Here is a 16275-nt window from a genome sequence, read left to right on the forward strand (position 1 = left end):
CCAGACTCGACCGGCACACCGCCGATCACCCAGAAGAATCCTCCGCCGCCCCAGCCGCATGATCAACCCCCGAAGGACTTACGACGCAGACCACTTAGCCGGATAAGGAGACCGAGGCTCTGCGGTCCTGGCGTCAGGCCCTCCCGCAGGGAACCGAGCTGCCCTTCTGAAGGGACGGCGTCAAGCGCTGACGTCAGAAGGGCATGCCCGCGCGCTTGGCCAACCGGGTCAAACGGGGGTTGCTGCGGCGATGCAGCGAGGTCAAGACCCGCATCAGCTCCTGTGACGTCGGGTGCACCCGGGCCATCTCCGGCGCGATGCCCCAGGCCGCTTCGAGCGATTCGAGAGCGCCGTCCCGGTCACCCAGCGCAAGCTTCGACCGGCTGACGTTCATGTGCAGCGGCCCTACGCGGGTGGCCGGGAGCGTCAGGCCGCCTCGGATCAGGTCGTCCGCAGTGTCGAGCGACTCGCGGTAGTCCTCCAAGTCGGATGCCGTGGAGATGACGTGCACGGCCGTGTTCTCCGGCCCGAAGTGGATGCCGTGGTCCTCGATGTCCTCGAGGAACTCCCCGGCCGCCCGCCATGCGGCGTCGATGTGGGCGGCGGCGGTGGCCTTGTCCTTGATCCGACCGGCCAGGGTCAGCCCTCGCAGGTGCAGGATGCCGAGGCCGTACGCGCGGTCACGTCCCCGAAGGATCGTCTCAGCCTCAACGACTGCGCGGTCCACGATGGCCAACCCGCCTGCGAAGTCACCGGAGTTGAGGAAGGCTCCGGCCTCGTCGCGCGCGGCCACCGTGGCGGCAATCGGGTTCGCCCGCTCGGCAGCCATCCGCTGTTTCATGACGGCCAGTTCGGCGAGGTGCATCCAGCGGTATCGGGCGGCCAACCAATACACGACCGAGTAGGCGTCGGCGACGCGCGTCCAGGCGTCGGGCGACTGGGTGGCGTGGGCGAAGTTGGTCATCCGGGTGAGCACGCCCGGGGTCTTCTGCAATACGGCTGACAGCTCCGTCCGGTAGCGGTGCTGGTTCAGCTCGGCCAGCTCGCGGGGCAGGTCCTCAGGGTGGGGCGGAGGGCCGTCGGGGATGTCGAACCGTCGGATGGCGTAGTTCAGGGCCGTAAGGCTGTTCTCGTCGGCCCCCTCGACTGTTGCCGTGCCCAACAACTCGTCAAGCGTCATCCGCATGGCTCGTGCCAGGTCGGCGGCAGTGCCCTGCGTCAGCGCGCGGTCGCCCACCTCGATCTTGCTGAGCAGTGAGACAGAGATGTTGGCCCGCCTGGCAAGGGCGACCTGGCTCAGGCCACGCGCCTTGCGGCAGACGGCCACGTTGGCACCGGGGCCGGGAATCTTGGTCACGCTCATACCTGTGCGTCTTCCCCGCTCGACTTCCGTTACGTCCCATGGTCGCACTACGGCCACGCACGCGCCCCGGTGTTGTGCATGAGGTGTGCAAGTTCAGCTTGCACGGCGGCAGTTCTCTTGAGTGACAGGCGTATGCCCAGGTGGGACGAGGGGTTATGGCACAGACATACGAGAAGTCACCGACGATGCTCAGCCACGGCGACCCGCCCTATCCGGTGGGGACGCTCGTTGAAGACACGCTCTCGAAGCGCACGGGTGAGCTTCACGGCGTGATCGAGGAGCGCACCAAGGAGGGCAACAAGCTCATCAGCCGAACGGCGTTCCTGCGGCCGGAGGGTGGTGGCACGGAATGGGACGTCCCTTTGAAGCACGTCCGGCCCGTCGAGAACCCTTAAGCGTCCCCACTAAGCGCGCGGTCCTCGTCACCTCGGGTGACGTGATCGGCTACGAGGGCGAGTGGCGCACCGTCAAAGCCGCGAGGACGGACCGGGGTCCGATGGGCGGGTTGGCCGTCGTGGTCACCTGGGAGGAGGGCGGCATGGCACGCTTCCCCGCCGGGGACGAACTCCTCCTTGGCGAACCGGACTCCGCCTGACCAGCACGTGAGCCCCGCCCCAACCTGACCGGGGTGGGGCTCAGGACGCACGGGAGGGCTTCAACAAGAAGGGCGCCGAGACGCCACAGTCAACGCGATCACCCGCGCGGAAGCGAAACGGTGGGCGAACCACACCCCCAACCTACGCGTCCTGTGTGCCCAACCCTGCAACGGGGGCACCCGAGCGGCCCACAGCGCCAGCCGGCACTACGACACGAACAGGGCGGTGTGGTGGGCGTCTTAGGGTCACCCCTTGGCAGATTTCGCCGACCCGCACTCGGCTCCCGCAGAGCATCACCATGCCCTCGGGGCCGGAAGTCAGCACCACCGCCGGACCATGCGCCGAGTGAGGATGTTGATGACAACCCGCATGTCCTCTTCCGAGGCGGAGCGGACCAGCATCATGACCTGCCGGTCGTGTGGTCGGTCGCCAGCCGTACCGCGCGCACGGACAGAGGAATCTTCACGGGCGTAGAGAACTCCACCGTCTTGGAAGCTCATGTTTTCCGTTTAAGCAAGAAAAAGTGGGACGGTCCGGTCGGGGCGTCGATTGGTGGACCACTCTGCGTAATGGTGAGTCGATAGCGCTGCTGCGTCCTGCCGTATGCATCGGAAAAACTTTCAGCTTCGACGTGGAACATGCTGGTGAGCGTGGGATTATTGGCAGCGAATACTTGAATCTGCCCGCCGTCGGCGCGGTATCGGTAGAAATATTCGTCATCTTCGTCGAAAACCTTGAGTGCGCCGGTGTTGTAGAAGGTGATGCCAGGCGATGCGGGATAGTAGTTGAGGTCTTTGAGCCATGTCGTAAAGGCCGTGGAACTATTTTCCGGGTCGAACAATGGCCTGGCCCCGGCGAACCGTTGCAGGAGTGCGCCGACGGTCGGGTCGACGCCCGAAAGCGCTTTGAGGGCCTCTGCGCGTACCTCTTCGTCGCGTTCCCCTTCGGTCAGGTTTCGCAAAGGTTGGATGATATCAGGAGTGTTCAGTGAACCGAGCCTGCGCACTGCGGTCATGCGCACGGTCGAATCCCGGTCGCCGAGTGCTTTGGCGAGGAACGGGCCTGCGGCGTGACCGAACGAGGAAATGGCGTGCGCGGCTGAAACCCGAACCTTTCTCTCGGGGTCGCGGAGCAGCGCGTGAGAAAGCGGAACGATATATTCTTGATCGCTGCCCGCCAGGCTGCGCGCGGCGGCAGCACGGACGGTCGGCGAGGGGTCGGTGATCACGAGTTCGGACAGATCTCCGAGAAGGTTGGGCGCCGCATCGTGAACAGCCTCCGCAGCGCGCTTGCGTACGCGTTCACTCGGGTCGTGGAGGGCTTTGAGCAGGAGGGATTCGTAGGGAGTGTGACCAAGTTCGATCACTGCCTCAAGGGCGGCCGTGCGATCGCGATCGTCCTCGGCTTCACCTGCGACCGACCGCAGCCTTTCGGCCGCTTCGCGGCAGGGCAGGCGCGCCGCAATGAGCATCGCAGAACGGCGGACGTTAGGGAAAGGGTCACTCAGCAGCAGCACAACCCTGCGACAATGAGCCTCGTTCCCGAGCTGACCAACGATCCGCAAGGCTGTCGCGCGTATCCTCGCAGAGCTGTCGGAGAGCAGGTCCGCGGCTGCGTCCACGGCTGCCGGCGGAGCGGCGTCACCTTGCATGGACTCCAGTGCGGCCAAGCGCACATGTTCGTTGGCATCTCGAAGAGCGCTGATCAGCCGGCGCTCCGGGTCGGACTCGGCTGACGTGGGGTCGACACGCTCACTCATGTCTCGCCCTGCTCTGCGACCCTGCGCTGGGTGCGACTGTCGTTGAGCGCGTTCAGTCCAGGACCGTTGAAGAGGTACTGTTTCACGTCCTTCACACTCCGGATCTTTCCGCTGAGCGGGCCGATGATCAGGTCGTATGGCCAGCTTACTTGCCCGCCGAGTGCCTTCTCCTTGCGCCGGAAATCGTTCCAGCTCATCTCCTCCTCGTGACCTCCGTATTCGGGAGGGTAGTGGACAGACACGGGAGTGTTCTTGTCCTTGAACACGAGTGTGTAAGGGGTTGGCTTGAGTCCGGTTATGGACTCGAGTAGACCGGTCTCCTGGAGCACCTCGGTCGGAATGGTGAATTCAACCACGCCCCACGCGTCACCGCCGCGCTTTCGTGTGTATTCTTCGCCTACCTCCGCGGCGGCTTCCTGTTCCTTGAATGTGTAGAAGCCGCTTCCGAACTCTCCGTGGCCGACGGACTGGATCGGGACTCCGCTGGCCAGTGTGTGTGAAGTGTCTTCGTCCGTGCCGTGATAGAAGTCTTCATTCTCCGGTATGCCGCGGATGGGTGGCGGCGGACCTGACGGGCCAATCGGTGCCGATCCGTCCTCGTCGGTGTCATTCGGGGCGACGCGAACGTGGAAGCCCAGCCGCGCGGCCGTGGCGTCCTTCTTCGGCTCGGCAAACGATACCGACAGCTTGATTCCCGGGCGCAATTGTCGAGCGGCGTCGTCCTCGATGGCATTCGCCTGTTTCTCCTTCGCCGCTCGGACTGCTTGGTAGCCGCCGACTGGTTCGGGTTTCTCCAGCTTTCGGACGGTGGATTGTACGAGTTGGCGATGTTTCCTGAGCTCATCGGGGGTGAGTGGAGCGTTGGGATCCGCGGGACGGGATTTTCCTGCCGGGGAATTACGGTTCCGGTCGCGGCTCTTCGGCTTGAGCTTGGCCCACAGCCTCTTCGCCGCCTGCGCGATGAAGTCCACGATCTTGTCGATCGCCTTGCTGACCGGCTTGGCGACCGCGTGGAAGACCTCCTTGACCTTGTTGGCCAGGTTGCCGACGCCCAGCAGGGCGGCCAGGAAGCCGATGAGGACGGGGATGGAGGCGACCAGGGCGCCCTCGATGAGGGCGGGGACGCCGGCCTGGCCGCCGCCGGCGATGGCGATGACCGCGTCCAGCACCGAGTTGACGAACTGCATGATCTGGGCGCCCTGGGTCACCACGAACGTGACGATGTCGATGATGCCCTTGACCGCGCGGATGAACGCCGACGCCGGGTTGAGGAGGGAGACGATCCAGGTGATGCCGGCGACGATGACCGTGGGGATCAGATAGGCGGTCAGTTTCTGCAGGATCGTGGACTTCAGGTCGCCCACCGAGGCCTTGATGTGGTCCACCGCGCCCGCCGGACCCTCCTTCTGGAGGGCCTGCGCGACCGGGACGGACTGTTCGGCCGCGGTGACCGCCTGGTCCGGGACGCCCTTGCGGGTGATGCGAGCGCGGATGTTGGCCCAGGTCAGCCCCAGCATGCCGCCGATGAGCTGGATGATGCCCTTGAGGTCGAACTTGGCGGGCAGGGCCAGCCCCGCGCTGACGGCGGTGCCCAGGAGCCAGGAGATCAGGCCCTTCTTGAGGTGCTCGGTGATGTTGCCGATGAACTGGTGGAGACCGGCCGCGACGGCGGTGACCAGGTTGCGCAGGAACCCGATCGGGTCCTTGATGATGTTCATGACTGCCGTGGCGGCCTTCGCCAGGATGCCCAGCAGCATGTTCTTCAGTTCGATGATGGTCTGGATGACCCCGACGACCGCGTCCTTGGCCTTGGCGATGAGGCCCTTGTTCTCGTCCTGGAGCTTCTTGATCTCGTCGTCGACCGCGTTCAGGGCCTGGGTGTACTTCTGGGCCAGATCCTGGACGAGCTGATCCGATTTCGCGTTGACGTCGGCTTCCAGCCCGTCGAACTTCTCCGTGAAGTCCTTGGCGGCGTCCTGGCCGAACTTCTTCAGATCGGCGGGCAATCGGTCGACTTCGGCCTTGAGTTCGGCACGGCCCTTCGCGATACGGTCCTTCGCCTTGCCGAGCTCCGTGCCGATGACGTCGGCGATGGAGGAGACGACCTGCTGCATCTGCGCGACGTACAGCTTGCGTGACTCCTGGAAGAGCTGGTTGGCCTCCTCCGGCATGCCCGCGAACTTGTCCTTGACCCACTTCAGCTTGCCGGTCCAGCCGGAGTACCGCTTGTCCTTGTACGCGTCCATCCGGCGTTTGTGATCCGCCGTGAACGCGTCCCGCGCGGCCTTCTCGCCCGCGGTGAACTTGTCGTCGACCAGCTTGTCCAGGCCCGACAGCGTGTTTTCCACATCGGTCTTGGTGGTGTCGAAGATCTTCTGCAGCCGGGCGGTGACCTCCGCGCGCTTGCGTTCGTCGGCGGACTTGGTCGCGCCCTTGCCGCCGTCGACCTGCTTGCCGGTGGCGCTCCGGGTGGCGGCCAGACCGGTCATGGCCTGCGCGCCGGTGGCCGCCGCGCCCTGCTTGGCGGCGGCGAGCTGCTTGGCCTCCGCGCCGCGCGCCGCGCCGGGGGCGGCCGCCGAGTGCTGCTCGCCCTCCTTCTTCGCGGCCAGCGCATCGGTGAACTGGGGCTCGTTGCCCTTGGCGAGCTGGTCCTCCGTCACCTCGGCATCGGCCATCTGCTGGTCGACCTGCTGCGGTCCCCCGGAGAAGTCGGTGACCGCGTCCGGTTGAGTGGCCGGGACCGCGCCCGCCGGGTTCGGGGCGCCGGGGGCGGGCGGGGGAGCGTCGGGGGTGAGCGGGGTGACCGGCTTGTCCTGGGCCTTGGACAGGTCCGGTCCCGCCTTCGTGGCGGTGTCGATCTCCTTGGCGGAGGCGGCCTTGCCCTCGCTGACCTGGCCACTGACCTGGCCCTTGACGGCCTCGGCCTTGCCGGACCCGGAGAAGTTGTCGGCCTCGTCGAGGTTCTTCGGAGCCTGTGCGGCGATGGCCTGGTTGACGGCGGCGATGAACCCGGCCTTGTCGAACACGCCGGGCTTGGCGGCGTTCATCTTCTCGGCCTGCGCGGCTTTGCCCTGGGCCTGCTTGTCGTCCGGCGGGGCGACGGCGGCGTTCTGCGCGGCCTTCGACTCCGTGGCGGCGGGAGCGTGCCGGGAGGCCGCGGTCTTCTTCGCCCGCACCTCGGACTTCAGGCCCTGGAAGGCGGGTGACGCGGACGGCGGCGGCTTGACCGGCGGAGCCGGGGCGTCCGCGGCAGGCGCACCCGCCGTCTGGCGTTGCACGACCAGCCGGGCCACCGCCGCGTTCCCCGCCCCTGCCTGGAGCAGCTGTAGCTGCGCAGGGGTGAGGCCCGCCGGAGGGGCGCTCTCCGGTCCGGACCCCGTGGTGGGTGAGGCGGATTCCTCGACCGCGGGCCGGGCCTGGGCCTGGGCAGGGGCCGCCGGGCGAGCCGGCGTCGCGCTGGTCCTCGCGCTGGTCTTTTTGTCCGGCGCCGCCTTCATGGCCGCAAGTGTTCGGGTTCGTGACTACTCGTACACGAGAAGGGTGGGTACGGCCGGGGGAAGGACGGCGTGCCTGATCGGGCAGTGGGCTGTGCACCGCGTGGCGGACGACGACACGTTCCAGGTGATCGCTGGCCGGAGTCAGACTCTGCTTCGACCGCAGGTCAAGGAGGAGTGGATATGCCGTCGTATCTGTCCCCGGGCGTCTATGTCGAAGAAGTGGAGGCCGGGGCACGACCGATCGAGGGAGTGGGGACCTCGGTCGCCGCGTTTCTCGGCTTCGCCCCGCAAGGGCCCCTGAACGAGCCGACGCTCGTCACCAACTGGAGCCAGTACGTGGGTGCCTTCGGCGACTTCGTCGAGGGGTCTTATCTGGCGTCGGCCGTGTACGGGTACTTCGCCAACGGGGGCGGGAACTGCTACGTCGTCCGCATCGGAGACAGCGGGAACGGCGTCGCGGGTGAACTGTCGAACGGGTCCGCCGGCGGGACCGCGGGCGGTGCGTCCGCAGCCGAGGCGGTGCTCGGCGGCTTCCGGGTCCGGGCCCTGCCGGGCGTCACCGGCGAGATCACCGTCGAGGTCGCCGGCGCGGAGGGCGAGGCGCCCCCGAGCGAGGCGTTCAAGCTGGTGATCAAGGTGGACGGCGAGGAGAAGGAGAGCTACCCCTCGGTCTCCACCCGCCGCGGCAAGGACAACGTCGTCACCAAGGTCAAAGAGAAGTCGCAGATCATCGCCCTGGAGGAGGTCAGCCGGGCCGCCGCGGCGACAAAACCCGATACCGGTACGGTCGTTCTCGCGGCGAGGTCCGGCGCGGCCCCCGCTCCGGCCGGCTCCGGCACGGTCGCGCTGTCCGCCGACAACTACATCGGCGACGCGGACGAGCGGACGGGCTTCGGCGGGCTGGAGGCCATCGACGAGATCACGATGGTGTCCGTGCCCGACCTGATGAGCGCCCACGAGCGCGGCATCCTCGATGACGAGACCGTCATCTCGGTGCAGCAGGCACTCATCGCCCACTGTGAGTTGATGGGCGACCGGGTCGCGATCCTGGACGCTCCCCCCGGGCTGTCGCCGCAGCAGATCAAGAACTGGCGGATGGACACGGCCGGTTTCGATTCGAAGTTCGCCACGCTCTACTACCCATGGATCAAGGTCTTCGACCCGTCGGTCGGCCGTAACTCCTTTGTCCCGCCGAGCGGGCACATAGCCGGGGTGTGGGCGCGCAACGACGAGTCGCGCGGTGTGCACAAGGCACCGGCCAACGAGGTCCTGCGGGGCGCGGTCGGCCTCCAGACGCAGATCACCAAGGGCGAGCACGACCTGTTGAACCCGATCGGCGTCAACTGCGTCCGCTCCTTCCCGGGCCGCGGGATCCGGGTGTGGGGCGCCCGCACCCTCTCCTCCGACCCGGCCTGGCGCTACCTGAACGTACGCCGACTCTTCAACTACATCGAGGAGTCGATCCTGACGGGCACCCAATGGGTCGTCTTCGAACCGAACGACGACGCCCTGTGGGCGCGGATCCGACGCACCATCTCGGCGTTCCTGGTCAACGAGTGGCGCAAGGGCGCGCTGTTCGGGCTGACCCCGGACGAGGCCTTCTACGTCAAGTGCGACCGGGAGACCAACCCCGCCGAGAGCATCGACGTCGGCCAGGTCATCTGCGAGGTCGGGGTCGCTCCGGTCAAGCCCGCTGAGTTCGTGGTGTTCCGGCTGGCACAGCTGTCGGGCGGCACGGGATCGGTCGACGAGTAGCAGCACGGCAGGCGGGTGACGGCCCTACGGCAGTGGGCCGCCCGCGGATCGGTCCCGGGGCGGGGGAAGACCCGCCGCTCCACACACGAGATGACCCATGGAGGCTGGGATGGCACTCCCGGAACTCGACAGCTCGGTCGGCCACTCCTTCGGGCTGGAATTCGACGGCGTGGTGATCAAACAGATCACCGAGGTCAGCGGCTTGAAGATGGAACAGGACGTCATCGAGCTCAAGCAGAACACCGCCGACGGCAAGTACGCCGTCAAGAAGCTGCCGGGCCGCCCGAAGGCCGGCGAGTGCACCGTCACCCGCGGTCTGACCGAGGACAACAGCTTCGAGGCGTGGATCAAGTCGTCCCGGTTCGGGAAGATGGGCGACGCCCGCAAGAACGGCGCGATCATCGTCTACGACTACGAGGGCATGGCGATCAAGCGCTACCAGTTGATCAACTGCTGGCCGAAGTCGCTGGAGATCGGCACTCTCAAGGCGGGCGACACCTCGGTCCTCACCGAGAAGCTCTCGATCACGTACGAGAGCATGGACGTTGAGTGATGCGCAAGACGATGCCCTCGCAGGCCCGGCAGGCGGCACAGCCGCTCCCGGGCGTACCGGGGCAGGACCACACCGGGGGACAGGGCGAGAGCGCAGGCGGTGCGGGGCGTGACACGCTCCGCACCGAGTTCGCCTTCGAACTGCCCCGGGGGTACGTGGACGAATCCGGCACCGTGCACCGGCACGGTGTGATGCGCCTGGCCACCGCCCGGGACGAGCTCATCCCGCTGCGGGACGACCGGGTGCGGGAGAACTCCGCGTACCTGTCGGTGGTCCTGGTCGCCCGCGTGATCACCCGGATCGGCACCATCGAGGACGTCCACGCGGGCATCGTGGAAGACCTGTTCGCCTCGGACCTCGCCTTCCTCCAGGACTTCTACCGGCGGATCAACGCGGAGGGTCACACCCGCGCCGCCGTCACCTGCCCCTCCTGCCAGGAACACTTCGCGGTGGACCTGGCCGGGGGCCGCCTGGGGGAATCGTGACGTACGCGGTCGAGCGCCTCTACGAGGAGATCGCGTACCTGGCCTATCACTTCCACTGGCCGCTCGAAGAGCTGCTCGATCTGGAACACCCCGAACGGCAGCGGTACGTCGAGCAGATCGCCCGTTTCAACGGGCGATGAGAGGACACCGAGATGGGACTGCTGTCCTGGCTGACGAGGAGCGGTGAACGCGGGACGCGAGCGGGCGCCGACGCCGGGACGACGCCACCCGGACCGGACGCGGCGACCGACGCGCAGGTCACGGGCGGGTGGCGGTCGACGTCCCCCGTGCAACGAACGCTGAGCGCGCCCATGGGACTGCTCACCGACCCCCGCGGGTTCGGTCAGCGGCTGGGCACCTGGCAGGACCCGACCGTCACCGGGCCGCTCGGCCATCTCGTCAGCGCACAGGCGCCGTCCGGCGTCGGCCACGGGCTGGCGGAACTCACGATGCCGGTGCAGCGCAGGAGCATACGGCCGGAGATGCAGGCGCAGGCGCAGGCGTCGGCGTGGGTGGGCGAGCCCGAGGGGGCGCCGGCCGTCGCCTCGGAGTCCGGGGGCCGGTCGGCCGACCCTCACGACCCGGTCGGCCCGGTCGTCTCCCGGTCGGTCTCCCAGGCCAGGGGCACGGCACAGCGACTGGACCACGCGCCGACCCCCACCGCGACGGTGCCGCTTCCCCAGGCGCCACTTCAGCGGACGACCGTTCCGTTGACCGGCCCGGCGCCGGACACGGCACCGCTCGCCCCGATGACGGTCATGCGCATGCGGTCCGTCCCGGCGGCCCCCGCCGGGCCCGCGCCCGCCCGCCCCTTGAACGTCGCGGAGTCACCGGCCGTACCGGCGTGGGAACTCGCGGCGGTTCCTTCGCCCGTCCCGGACGCGGACCCCGGCCCCCTGGCCCCGGGCACCCCGGACGAGCCCGTCGCCGACCTGCTCGCCGCGCCCGGCACGCGTGCGGGACAGGATGCGCAGGGCGACGTCGTCCAGCGAGACGTCGTCCAGCGAACGGAAGCGCCGGGCACGGAGGGCACTGCTCGGCCGACGCCGGTACGGGAGACGGCCGCGCTCCCGCTCGCCGCACCGCGCCCCGCCACGGCCGCCGGCCAGGCGCCGGACGCCGCGCCCGGCGACGCGCCCACCGCTGCGCTCATCGGCGGCGCGGACGGCGTCGCGCCTGCCGTGCCGCCCGTGGTGCAGCGTGATGTCGCTGTTGACCCGCCGCGTCCGCGTCATCGGGGTCTCGGCGAGCCGCTCTCCGCGCTGCCGCCCACCGCCCTGCCGCTGCCGGGCCAGGCAGCGGCCCAGTCTGCCGTGCCCCCCTCCGCCCCCTCCGTCCCCTCCGTCGCGCAGGTCTCCCGGGCCGTGGAGGTCCCGGAGACACCCGCGGCCGCGGATCCGCCGACGGTGCTGGACCTCGTGGCAGGCCCGGCCGAGCCCGGAGTGTCGTCGTCCGACGGCGAGGGCACCGCGCCGCTGCTCGGCGACACGCCACCGTTGACCACGGACCCGGTGGACCTCGGCACAGGGCTCTCGCCCGAGACGCCGACCGGTGTCGGCGCCGAAGCCGTGGAAGTCGGTCCGCTGCCGCCCGCGCTGGGCGCCGGTCCTGGCCTGAGTTCGGTCACCGGCCCCGGCTTCGGCTCCGGATCGGGCACGGCCCCAGGCTCGGGCTTCAGCTTCAGCTCGGGCTTCGGCCTCGGATCGGGCCCCGGTTCAGGCCCAGGTTCAGCACTGGACGCCGTCTCCGGACCCGCCGCCGGTTCCGGTGGCGCCGCGGTGCCGGGGCCGGTCGCGGTGCAGCGACTCGACGTTCCCGGGGGCCCGCCGCACGCACTCCCGTCGACCGACGCGACGTCGATGCCCGCTGAGGCCGACCGGGCACCGCTGCTCGGGGACGCCGGACCGCTCGCGGTGAATGACACGGTGGTGCTCGAGGCGCCTGGCCCGGGAGAGTTGGTGACGGCCTCGACGCCCATGCCGCTGCGGCGGCTGGACGCCGTGGACGAGGCCACGTTTGCCGGCGGGGCGCCCGAGACGGGGGGCGGCGCAGGGGTGCCGGCCCGGGGCGCCGGCCCCGTGTTCCCGCTGGTGGCGCAGCGGTCGCTGCCTCTCTACACGGTGCCGGAATCGGCGCTGTCCGCCGAGGCGCCGGTCGCCTCCGAGCCTGCGGCCGCGGTCCCGGTCCGATGGGAGCGGGTCGGGAGCGGAACGTCCGACTTACGGGCCGGTGGTTCCGGCGGCCGTGCGTGGTCCGCCGACACGGCCGCCGGCGGTTTCGGTGAGTCCGGCGGCTATGGCGACCACGGCGACCACGGCGGCCCTCGCGGCGGTGGGCACACCGCGACCGGCGGCGGCAGCGCGTACCCCGGCGTCGCCCCCGGCCATGTGGGTGGCGTCGTGCAGCGGGTCGCGGCAGCCGGCGCGGCCGTCCTCGCCGACGGCGCCCCGTCTGCCCGGTCCTACGGCGAAGCCGACCGCCCCGGGTTTCCCGCGCTTTCCGGGCCCCCGGAATTCCCGGGCGGCTCAGGCGCCGGTGCCGTCCTCCCCGATGGCGTCCACCAGCCGTCCACCCGCGCGTTCCAAGGTCCGGGCGACCTCGGCCCCGCGGTCCCGCTGCAACGGCTCGGGGCGGAGCGCGGCGTCGCTCCGCCGCCCCTGCACCAATCCGCACCGCCGACGCCCCTGTCCCCGCCCCCCCGGGGACAGGCGGCGTCGGCCTCCATGGCGCCCGAGGCCAGCGCGGGGGCGGCGGCGGTCGCCGCCGGGGTGGCCCGGTGGACGGCGGACGGCTCCGTGGAGTTCACCGGGCCCGCCGTGCAACGCGCCGAGGACGGCGCGCAGGGCGCCGAGCCGCCCGTCGACCCGCCGGCGCCGCCCGAGCCGGTCGATCCGCCGGGGCAGTCGGTCGGCGCCGACGGCTCCTCGACCTCGGCCGCCGCCCCGGGAAGCGCAGGCGGGGCCGGCGTCACCAAGGTCACGGACGAACTCGTCCGAGCCCTGCTCGCCCCCCTCAGCAGGCTGCTGAGGGCGGAACTGCGCATCGAACGTGAACGCGCCGGGACCTTGATCAACACCCGGCACTGACAGAGCAACCCGTACCGACAGAAAGGCAGGGCATCGGATGTCCACGACCCAGGACCCGGCGGTCACGGTCTGCTTCGTCGTCACGATCGACGGGATCGAGCTGGGGTCGTTCAACAGCTGTGAGGGGCTGGGCTGCGAGGTCGTGCTCGAAGCCCGCGAGGAGGGCGGGAACAACGGTCATGTCTGGCAGTTGCCGACGCGACTGAAGTACCCCAACGTCAAACTCTCCCGACCCCTGACGAAGGACACCCAGAAGGTGGCCAAGTGGTTCGCCAGCATGACCACCGGGTTCGCCCGCAAGACCGCGCACATCGAGGCCCGTACCGGCGACGACATCATGGTCGCCCGCTGGGGGCTGCTGGAGGTGGTGCCGGTGCGGTGGACCGGGCCGACGTTCAATCCCGAGTCGCCCAAGGTCGCCACGGAGACCATCGAGATCGCGCACCACGGCTTCACGACGGAGCCCGGAGCATGAGCGGGCCCGTGGCGTTCAGCGCGGCCGGCGGCGCGAAGTCGGCGGCGGCCGGCGGCGGCAACGCGCGGCCCAAGCTGGAGCACGCCTATCTCGAACTGCGCACCCCGCCCTCGGGCGGCAGCCTCACGCCCGGAGGACCCTGCGGGCGGATCGACTTCCAGTTCAATCCCAAGGAGCTGAGCCTCGGCAAGTCGGCGTCCTGGAAACGCACTCCCGCCAAGGGCGCCAAGAGCGCGGGCCCGCCGGAGTACCAGGGGCCGCAGCCCAGCAAGCTCACCGTCGAGATGTTCTTCGACGCGAGCGACACCCAGGACACCCGTGTCGTCAAGGCCGTGGAGAGCCTGTTCGCCTGCTGCGTACCGACCAACGAGACCCGGCAGGCGCAGCGGTCGTCGCCGCCCTGGGTGGTGTTCCACTGGGGCGGCATCACCGGCTTCCCCGGCTATGTCAGCCAGGTCCAGGTGAAGTACACGCTGTTCACCACGTCCGGGGTGCCGATCCGCGCGGTGTGCCAGGTGACGATGGAGGAGATCAGCGGGGAGACGGCCGGCCAGAACCCGACCTCGGGGGCGCTCACCGCCCGCCGTGTGCACCGCATCCGCGCCGGCGACACGCTCCAGGGCCTCGCCTGGGCCGAGTACGGCGACGCGGCGGCCTGGCGGGCCATCGCCGAGGCCAACGGCATCGACGATCCGATGCGGCTCTCCGAAGGGCGGGAACTGCTGCTTCCCTCGGCCGACGAACTGGACACGGCGGCGGGCGGGACTGCGGAGCTCGTCGGGCCCGGATCCGCGGCGCCCGGCGGCCGGAAGGACCTCTGATGGCCAATGACACCGTCGCCAGGATCCTGGTCATGGAGATCGGCGGGACCAGGCTCCCCGCCGATCTCGTCAACACCCTGGTGGACGGCTATGTCGACGACAGCCGAACCCTGCCCGACACGTTCGTCCTGCGGTTCCGCGACCCCAGCCGGGTGCTGCTCGACAAGGCCGGCATCAAGATCGGCTCCGAGGCGCGGCTGCTGGTCGCGTCCGGCGCGGGCGGCTCGCCGAAACCGCTGCTCAAGGGCGAGGTGACCGCACTGGAGCTGGAATTCGACGAGACCGGGACGTTCACCGTGGTCCGCGGCATGGACAAGGCGCACCGGCTCTTCCGGGGCCGTCGGGTCGCCGCCTACCAGAACATGACCGTCGCGGACATCTGCCGCCGCGTCGCCCAGCGCGCCGGGCTCGGGACGGGGACGATCGACGTCTCCGGCCCGGTCCTCGAACACGTCGCCCAGGCGAACTCCTCCGACTGGGAGTTCCTCCGCGACCTGGCCGAGGACGCCGGAGCACAGGTCTATGTGATCGACGGCGCGCTGCACGTCACCGGGCCCACCGCGGCGTCCGGTGCGCCCGGCTCCTCGGCGCGCGCCGACCGCGACCCGCTCGTGCTGGAACTCGGCAAGAACCTGGTGCGCTGCCGCGCCGGGGTGACCGCCGCCGAGCAGGTCTCCCAGGTCCAGGTGCGCGGCTGGGACACCAAGACCAAGCGGGCCCTCGTCGGCACGGCGGACGCGGGCAAGGCGGACACCGTCCAGCTGGGCATCAGCCCGGCGGAGGCGGCGCGCCCGTTCGGGAAGGCCGACTACCTCGTCACCGACAACACCTACGGCGCGCAGGCCCGCGTCGAGCAGGTCGCCAAGGCGCTGGCGCAGCGGATCGCCGGGTCGTTCGCCGAGATGGAGGCGGTCATCCAGGGCAACCCCGACGTCCGGGCCGGCGGCGCGGTCGCGCTGTCCGGGGTCGGCGCCCCGTTCGAGGGCCGGTACACCGTCACCGCGTCCCGGCACGTCTTCGACGCCCAGCGCGGCTACGAGACCTGGGTGACCGTCTCGGGCCAGCAGGAACGCTCCCTGTCGGCGCTGGCCGGCGGCGGCGCGGGCCGGGGAGGCCGGCTCTCCGATACGGACGGGGTCGTCATCGGCCTGGTCTCCGACACCAAGGACCCGGACAAACTCAGCCGCGTCAAGGTCAAGTTCCCCTGGCTGTCCGAGGAGTACGTCAGCGACTGGGCCCGTTGCGCGCAGACCTCCGGAGGCGGCGGCAAGGACGGCAAGGGAACCTCCGCCTTCGTCCCGGAGGTGAACGACGAGGTGCTGGTCGGGTTCGAGCAGGGCCGGCTCGACCGCCCCTACGTACTGGGCTGTCTCTTCAACGGGCAGGACAAACCGTCCACCGCGAGCGGCGAGTTGATCGACGGGACCAGCGGCGCCGTCAACCGACGGTCGTTCTCGTCCCGCAGCGGCAACCAGCTGGAACTGCTCGACAACGCCTCCGGCCCGCAGGGCGTACGGATGGTCACCGGCGACGGCAAGCTCACCATCGACCTCGACCGCAAGGGCACCAAGATCATCGTGCACAGCGACGGCACGGTGGAGATCGACGCCAAGGACAAGGTCACCGTCAAGGCGGGCAACGGCGCGCTGATGGACGCGGGCAACGGCACCCTCGAACTGACCGGCAAGTCGGTGAAGGTCACCGCGCAGACAGGCGTCCAGGTGGACGGCGGCAGCGGCCAGGTCGGGCTCAAGACCAGCGGGGGAGTGGAGGTGAAGGGCAGTCAGGTCGCCGTCAACGGCACCGCGCGCACGGAGATCAAGGGCGGGGCGACCTGCACGATCAACGCGGGCCTGGTCCGGATCAACTGACGCACCACCGGCCC

General features: G+C 69.6%; 13 protein-coding genes. 10 read left to right on the plus strand and 3 right to left on the minus strand.

Features of this window, described 5'->3' with window-relative positions; genetic code table 11:
* Positions 1-193: 193 nt before the first annotated feature.
* The gene (locus AB0J04_RS21105; protein ID WP_363170052.1) at positions 194-1363 is read right to left on the minus strand and encodes a helix-turn-helix domain-containing protein; all 1170 of its coding nucleotides are present in this window, start codon (positions 1361-1363) and stop codon (positions 194-196) included.
* A 155-nt stretch (positions 1364-1518) separates the two neighbouring features.
* Here AB0J04_RS21105 and AB0J04_RS21110 point away from each other — a divergent pair, with 155 nt between their 5' ends.
* Together AB0J04_RS21110 and AB0J04_RS21115 are read left to right on the plus strand one after the other, a co-directional pair.
* The gene (locus AB0J04_RS21110; RefSeq protein WP_363170053.1) at positions 1519-1758 is read left to right on the plus strand and encodes a hypothetical protein; all 240 of its coding nucleotides are present in this window, start codon (positions 1519-1521) and stop codon (positions 1756-1758) included.
* A 41-nt stretch (positions 1759-1799) separates the two neighbouring features.
* Complete coding sequence (locus AB0J04_RS21115) at positions 1800-1958, plus strand: hypothetical protein (protein ID WP_363170054.1); 159 nt, start codon at positions 1800-1802, stop codon at positions 1956-1958.
* Between the two features lie 497 nt (positions 1959-2455).
* Here AB0J04_RS21115 and AB0J04_RS21120 read toward each other — a convergent pair whose 3' ends face one another.
* Together AB0J04_RS21120 and AB0J04_RS21125 are read right to left on the minus strand one after the other, a co-directional pair.
* A complete protein-coding gene (locus tag AB0J04_RS21120; protein ID WP_363170055.1) occupies positions 2456-3718 on the minus strand; it encodes a HEAT repeat domain-containing protein in 1263 nt (420 codons plus the stop codon).
* The gene (locus tag AB0J04_RS21125) at positions 3715-7215 is read right to left on the minus strand and encodes a hypothetical protein (RefSeq protein ID WP_363170057.1); all 3501 of its coding nucleotides are present in this window, start codon (positions 7213-7215) and stop codon (positions 3715-3717) included. Before AB0J04_RS21125 ends, AB0J04_RS21120 begins: the two co-directional genes overlap by 4 nt.
* Before the next feature lie 180 nt (positions 7216-7395).
* Between AB0J04_RS21125 and AB0J04_RS21130 the strand changes: the two genes are divergently transcribed.
* The 8 genes from AB0J04_RS21130 to AB0J04_RS21165 all read left to right on the plus strand — a co-directional run bounded on the left by AB0J04_RS21130 (position 7396) and on the right by AB0J04_RS21165 (position 16261).
* Positions 7396-8970, plus strand: a complete 1575-nt coding sequence (locus tag AB0J04_RS21130; RefSeq protein WP_363170058.1) for a phage tail sheath subtilisin-like domain-containing protein — start codon at positions 7396-7398, stop codon at positions 8968-8970.
* A gap of 109 nt (positions 8971-9079) precedes the next feature.
* Positions 9080-9523, plus strand: a complete 444-nt coding sequence (locus AB0J04_RS21135) for a phage tail protein (protein ID WP_363170059.1) — start codon at positions 9080-9082, stop codon at positions 9521-9523.
* Positions 9523-10008, plus strand: a complete 486-nt coding sequence (locus AB0J04_RS21140) for a hypothetical protein (protein WP_363170060.1) — start codon at positions 9523-9525, stop codon at positions 10006-10008. Before AB0J04_RS21135 ends, AB0J04_RS21140 begins: the two co-directional genes overlap by 1 nt.
* Positions 10005-10148: a DUF6760 family protein gene (locus AB0J04_RS21145; RefSeq protein ID WP_351917958.1), complete on the plus strand. Its 144-nt coding sequence runs from the start codon at positions 10005-10007 to the stop codon at positions 10146-10148. The genes AB0J04_RS21140 and AB0J04_RS21145 overlap by 4 nt, the downstream gene beginning before the upstream one ends.
* Before the next feature lie 12 nt (positions 10149-10160).
* Positions 10161-13094, plus strand: a complete 2934-nt coding sequence (locus tag AB0J04_RS21150) for a hypothetical protein (RefSeq protein WP_363170061.1) — start codon at positions 10161-10163, stop codon at positions 13092-13094.
* Between the two features lie 37 nt (positions 13095-13131).
* Positions 13132-13569, plus strand: coding sequence for a phage tail protein (locus tag AB0J04_RS21155; protein WP_363170062.1), 438 nt, complete (start codon positions 13132-13134; stop codon positions 13567-13569).
* Entirely contained in the window at positions 13566-14390 is an 825-nt protein-coding gene (locus AB0J04_RS21160) for a peptidase M23 (RefSeq protein ID WP_363170063.1), read from the plus strand. The genes AB0J04_RS21155 and AB0J04_RS21160 overlap by 4 nt, the downstream gene beginning before the upstream one ends.
* Positions 14390-16261: a VgrG-related protein gene (locus AB0J04_RS21165; RefSeq protein WP_363170064.1), complete on the plus strand. Its 1872-nt coding sequence runs from the start codon at positions 14390-14392 to the stop codon at positions 16259-16261. The genes AB0J04_RS21160 and AB0J04_RS21165 overlap by 1 nt, the downstream gene beginning before the upstream one ends.
* The last annotated feature ends 14 nt before the right edge of the window (positions 16262-16275 follow it).

The organism is Streptomyces sp. NPDC050263, assembly GCF_040655955.1.
Taxonomy (GTDB): domain Bacteria; phylum Actinomycetota; class Actinomycetes; order Streptomycetales; family Streptomycetaceae; genus Streptomyces.

Bases quoted from the DNA above. Each gene is read 5' to 3' on its own strand.
- AB0J04_RS21105 (WP_363170052.1), bottom strand. From the start codon at position 1,363: ATGAGCGTGACCAAGATTCCCGGCCCCGGTGCCAACGTGGCCGTCTGC.
- AB0J04_RS21110 (WP_363170053.1), top strand. From the start codon at position 1,519: ATGGCACAGACATACGAGAAGTCACCGACGATGCTCAGCCACGGCGAC.
- AB0J04_RS21120 (WP_363170055.1), bottom strand. From the start codon at position 3,718: ATGAGTGAGCGTGTCGACCCCACGTCAGCCGAGTCCGACCCGGAGCGC.
- AB0J04_RS21125 (WP_363170057.1), bottom strand. From the start codon at position 7,215: ATGAAGGCGGCGCCGGACAAAAAGACCAGCGCGAGGACCAGCGCGACG.
- AB0J04_RS21130 (WP_363170058.1), top strand. From the start codon at position 7,396: ATGCCGTCGTATCTGTCCCCGGGCGTCTATGTCGAAGAAGTGGAGGCC.
- AB0J04_RS21135 (WP_363170059.1), top strand. From the start codon at position 9,080: ATGGCACTCCCGGAACTCGACAGCTCGGTCGGCCACTCCTTCGGGCTG.
- AB0J04_RS21140 (WP_363170060.1), top strand. From the start codon at position 9,523: ATGCGCAAGACGATGCCCTCGCAGGCCCGGCAGGCGGCACAGCCGCTC.
- AB0J04_RS21150 (WP_363170061.1), top strand. From the start codon at position 10,161: ATGGGACTGCTGTCCTGGCTGACGAGGAGCGGTGAACGCGGGACGCGA.
- AB0J04_RS21155 (WP_363170062.1), top strand. From the start codon at position 13,132: ATGTCCACGACCCAGGACCCGGCGGTCACGGTCTGCTTCGTCGTCACG.
- AB0J04_RS21160 (WP_363170063.1), top strand. From the start codon at position 13,566: ATGAGCGGGCCCGTGGCGTTCAGCGCGGCCGGCGGCGCGAAGTCGGCG.
- AB0J04_RS21165 (WP_363170064.1), top strand. From the start codon at position 14,390: ATGGCCAATGACACCGTCGCCAGGATCCTGGTCATGGAGATCGGCGGG.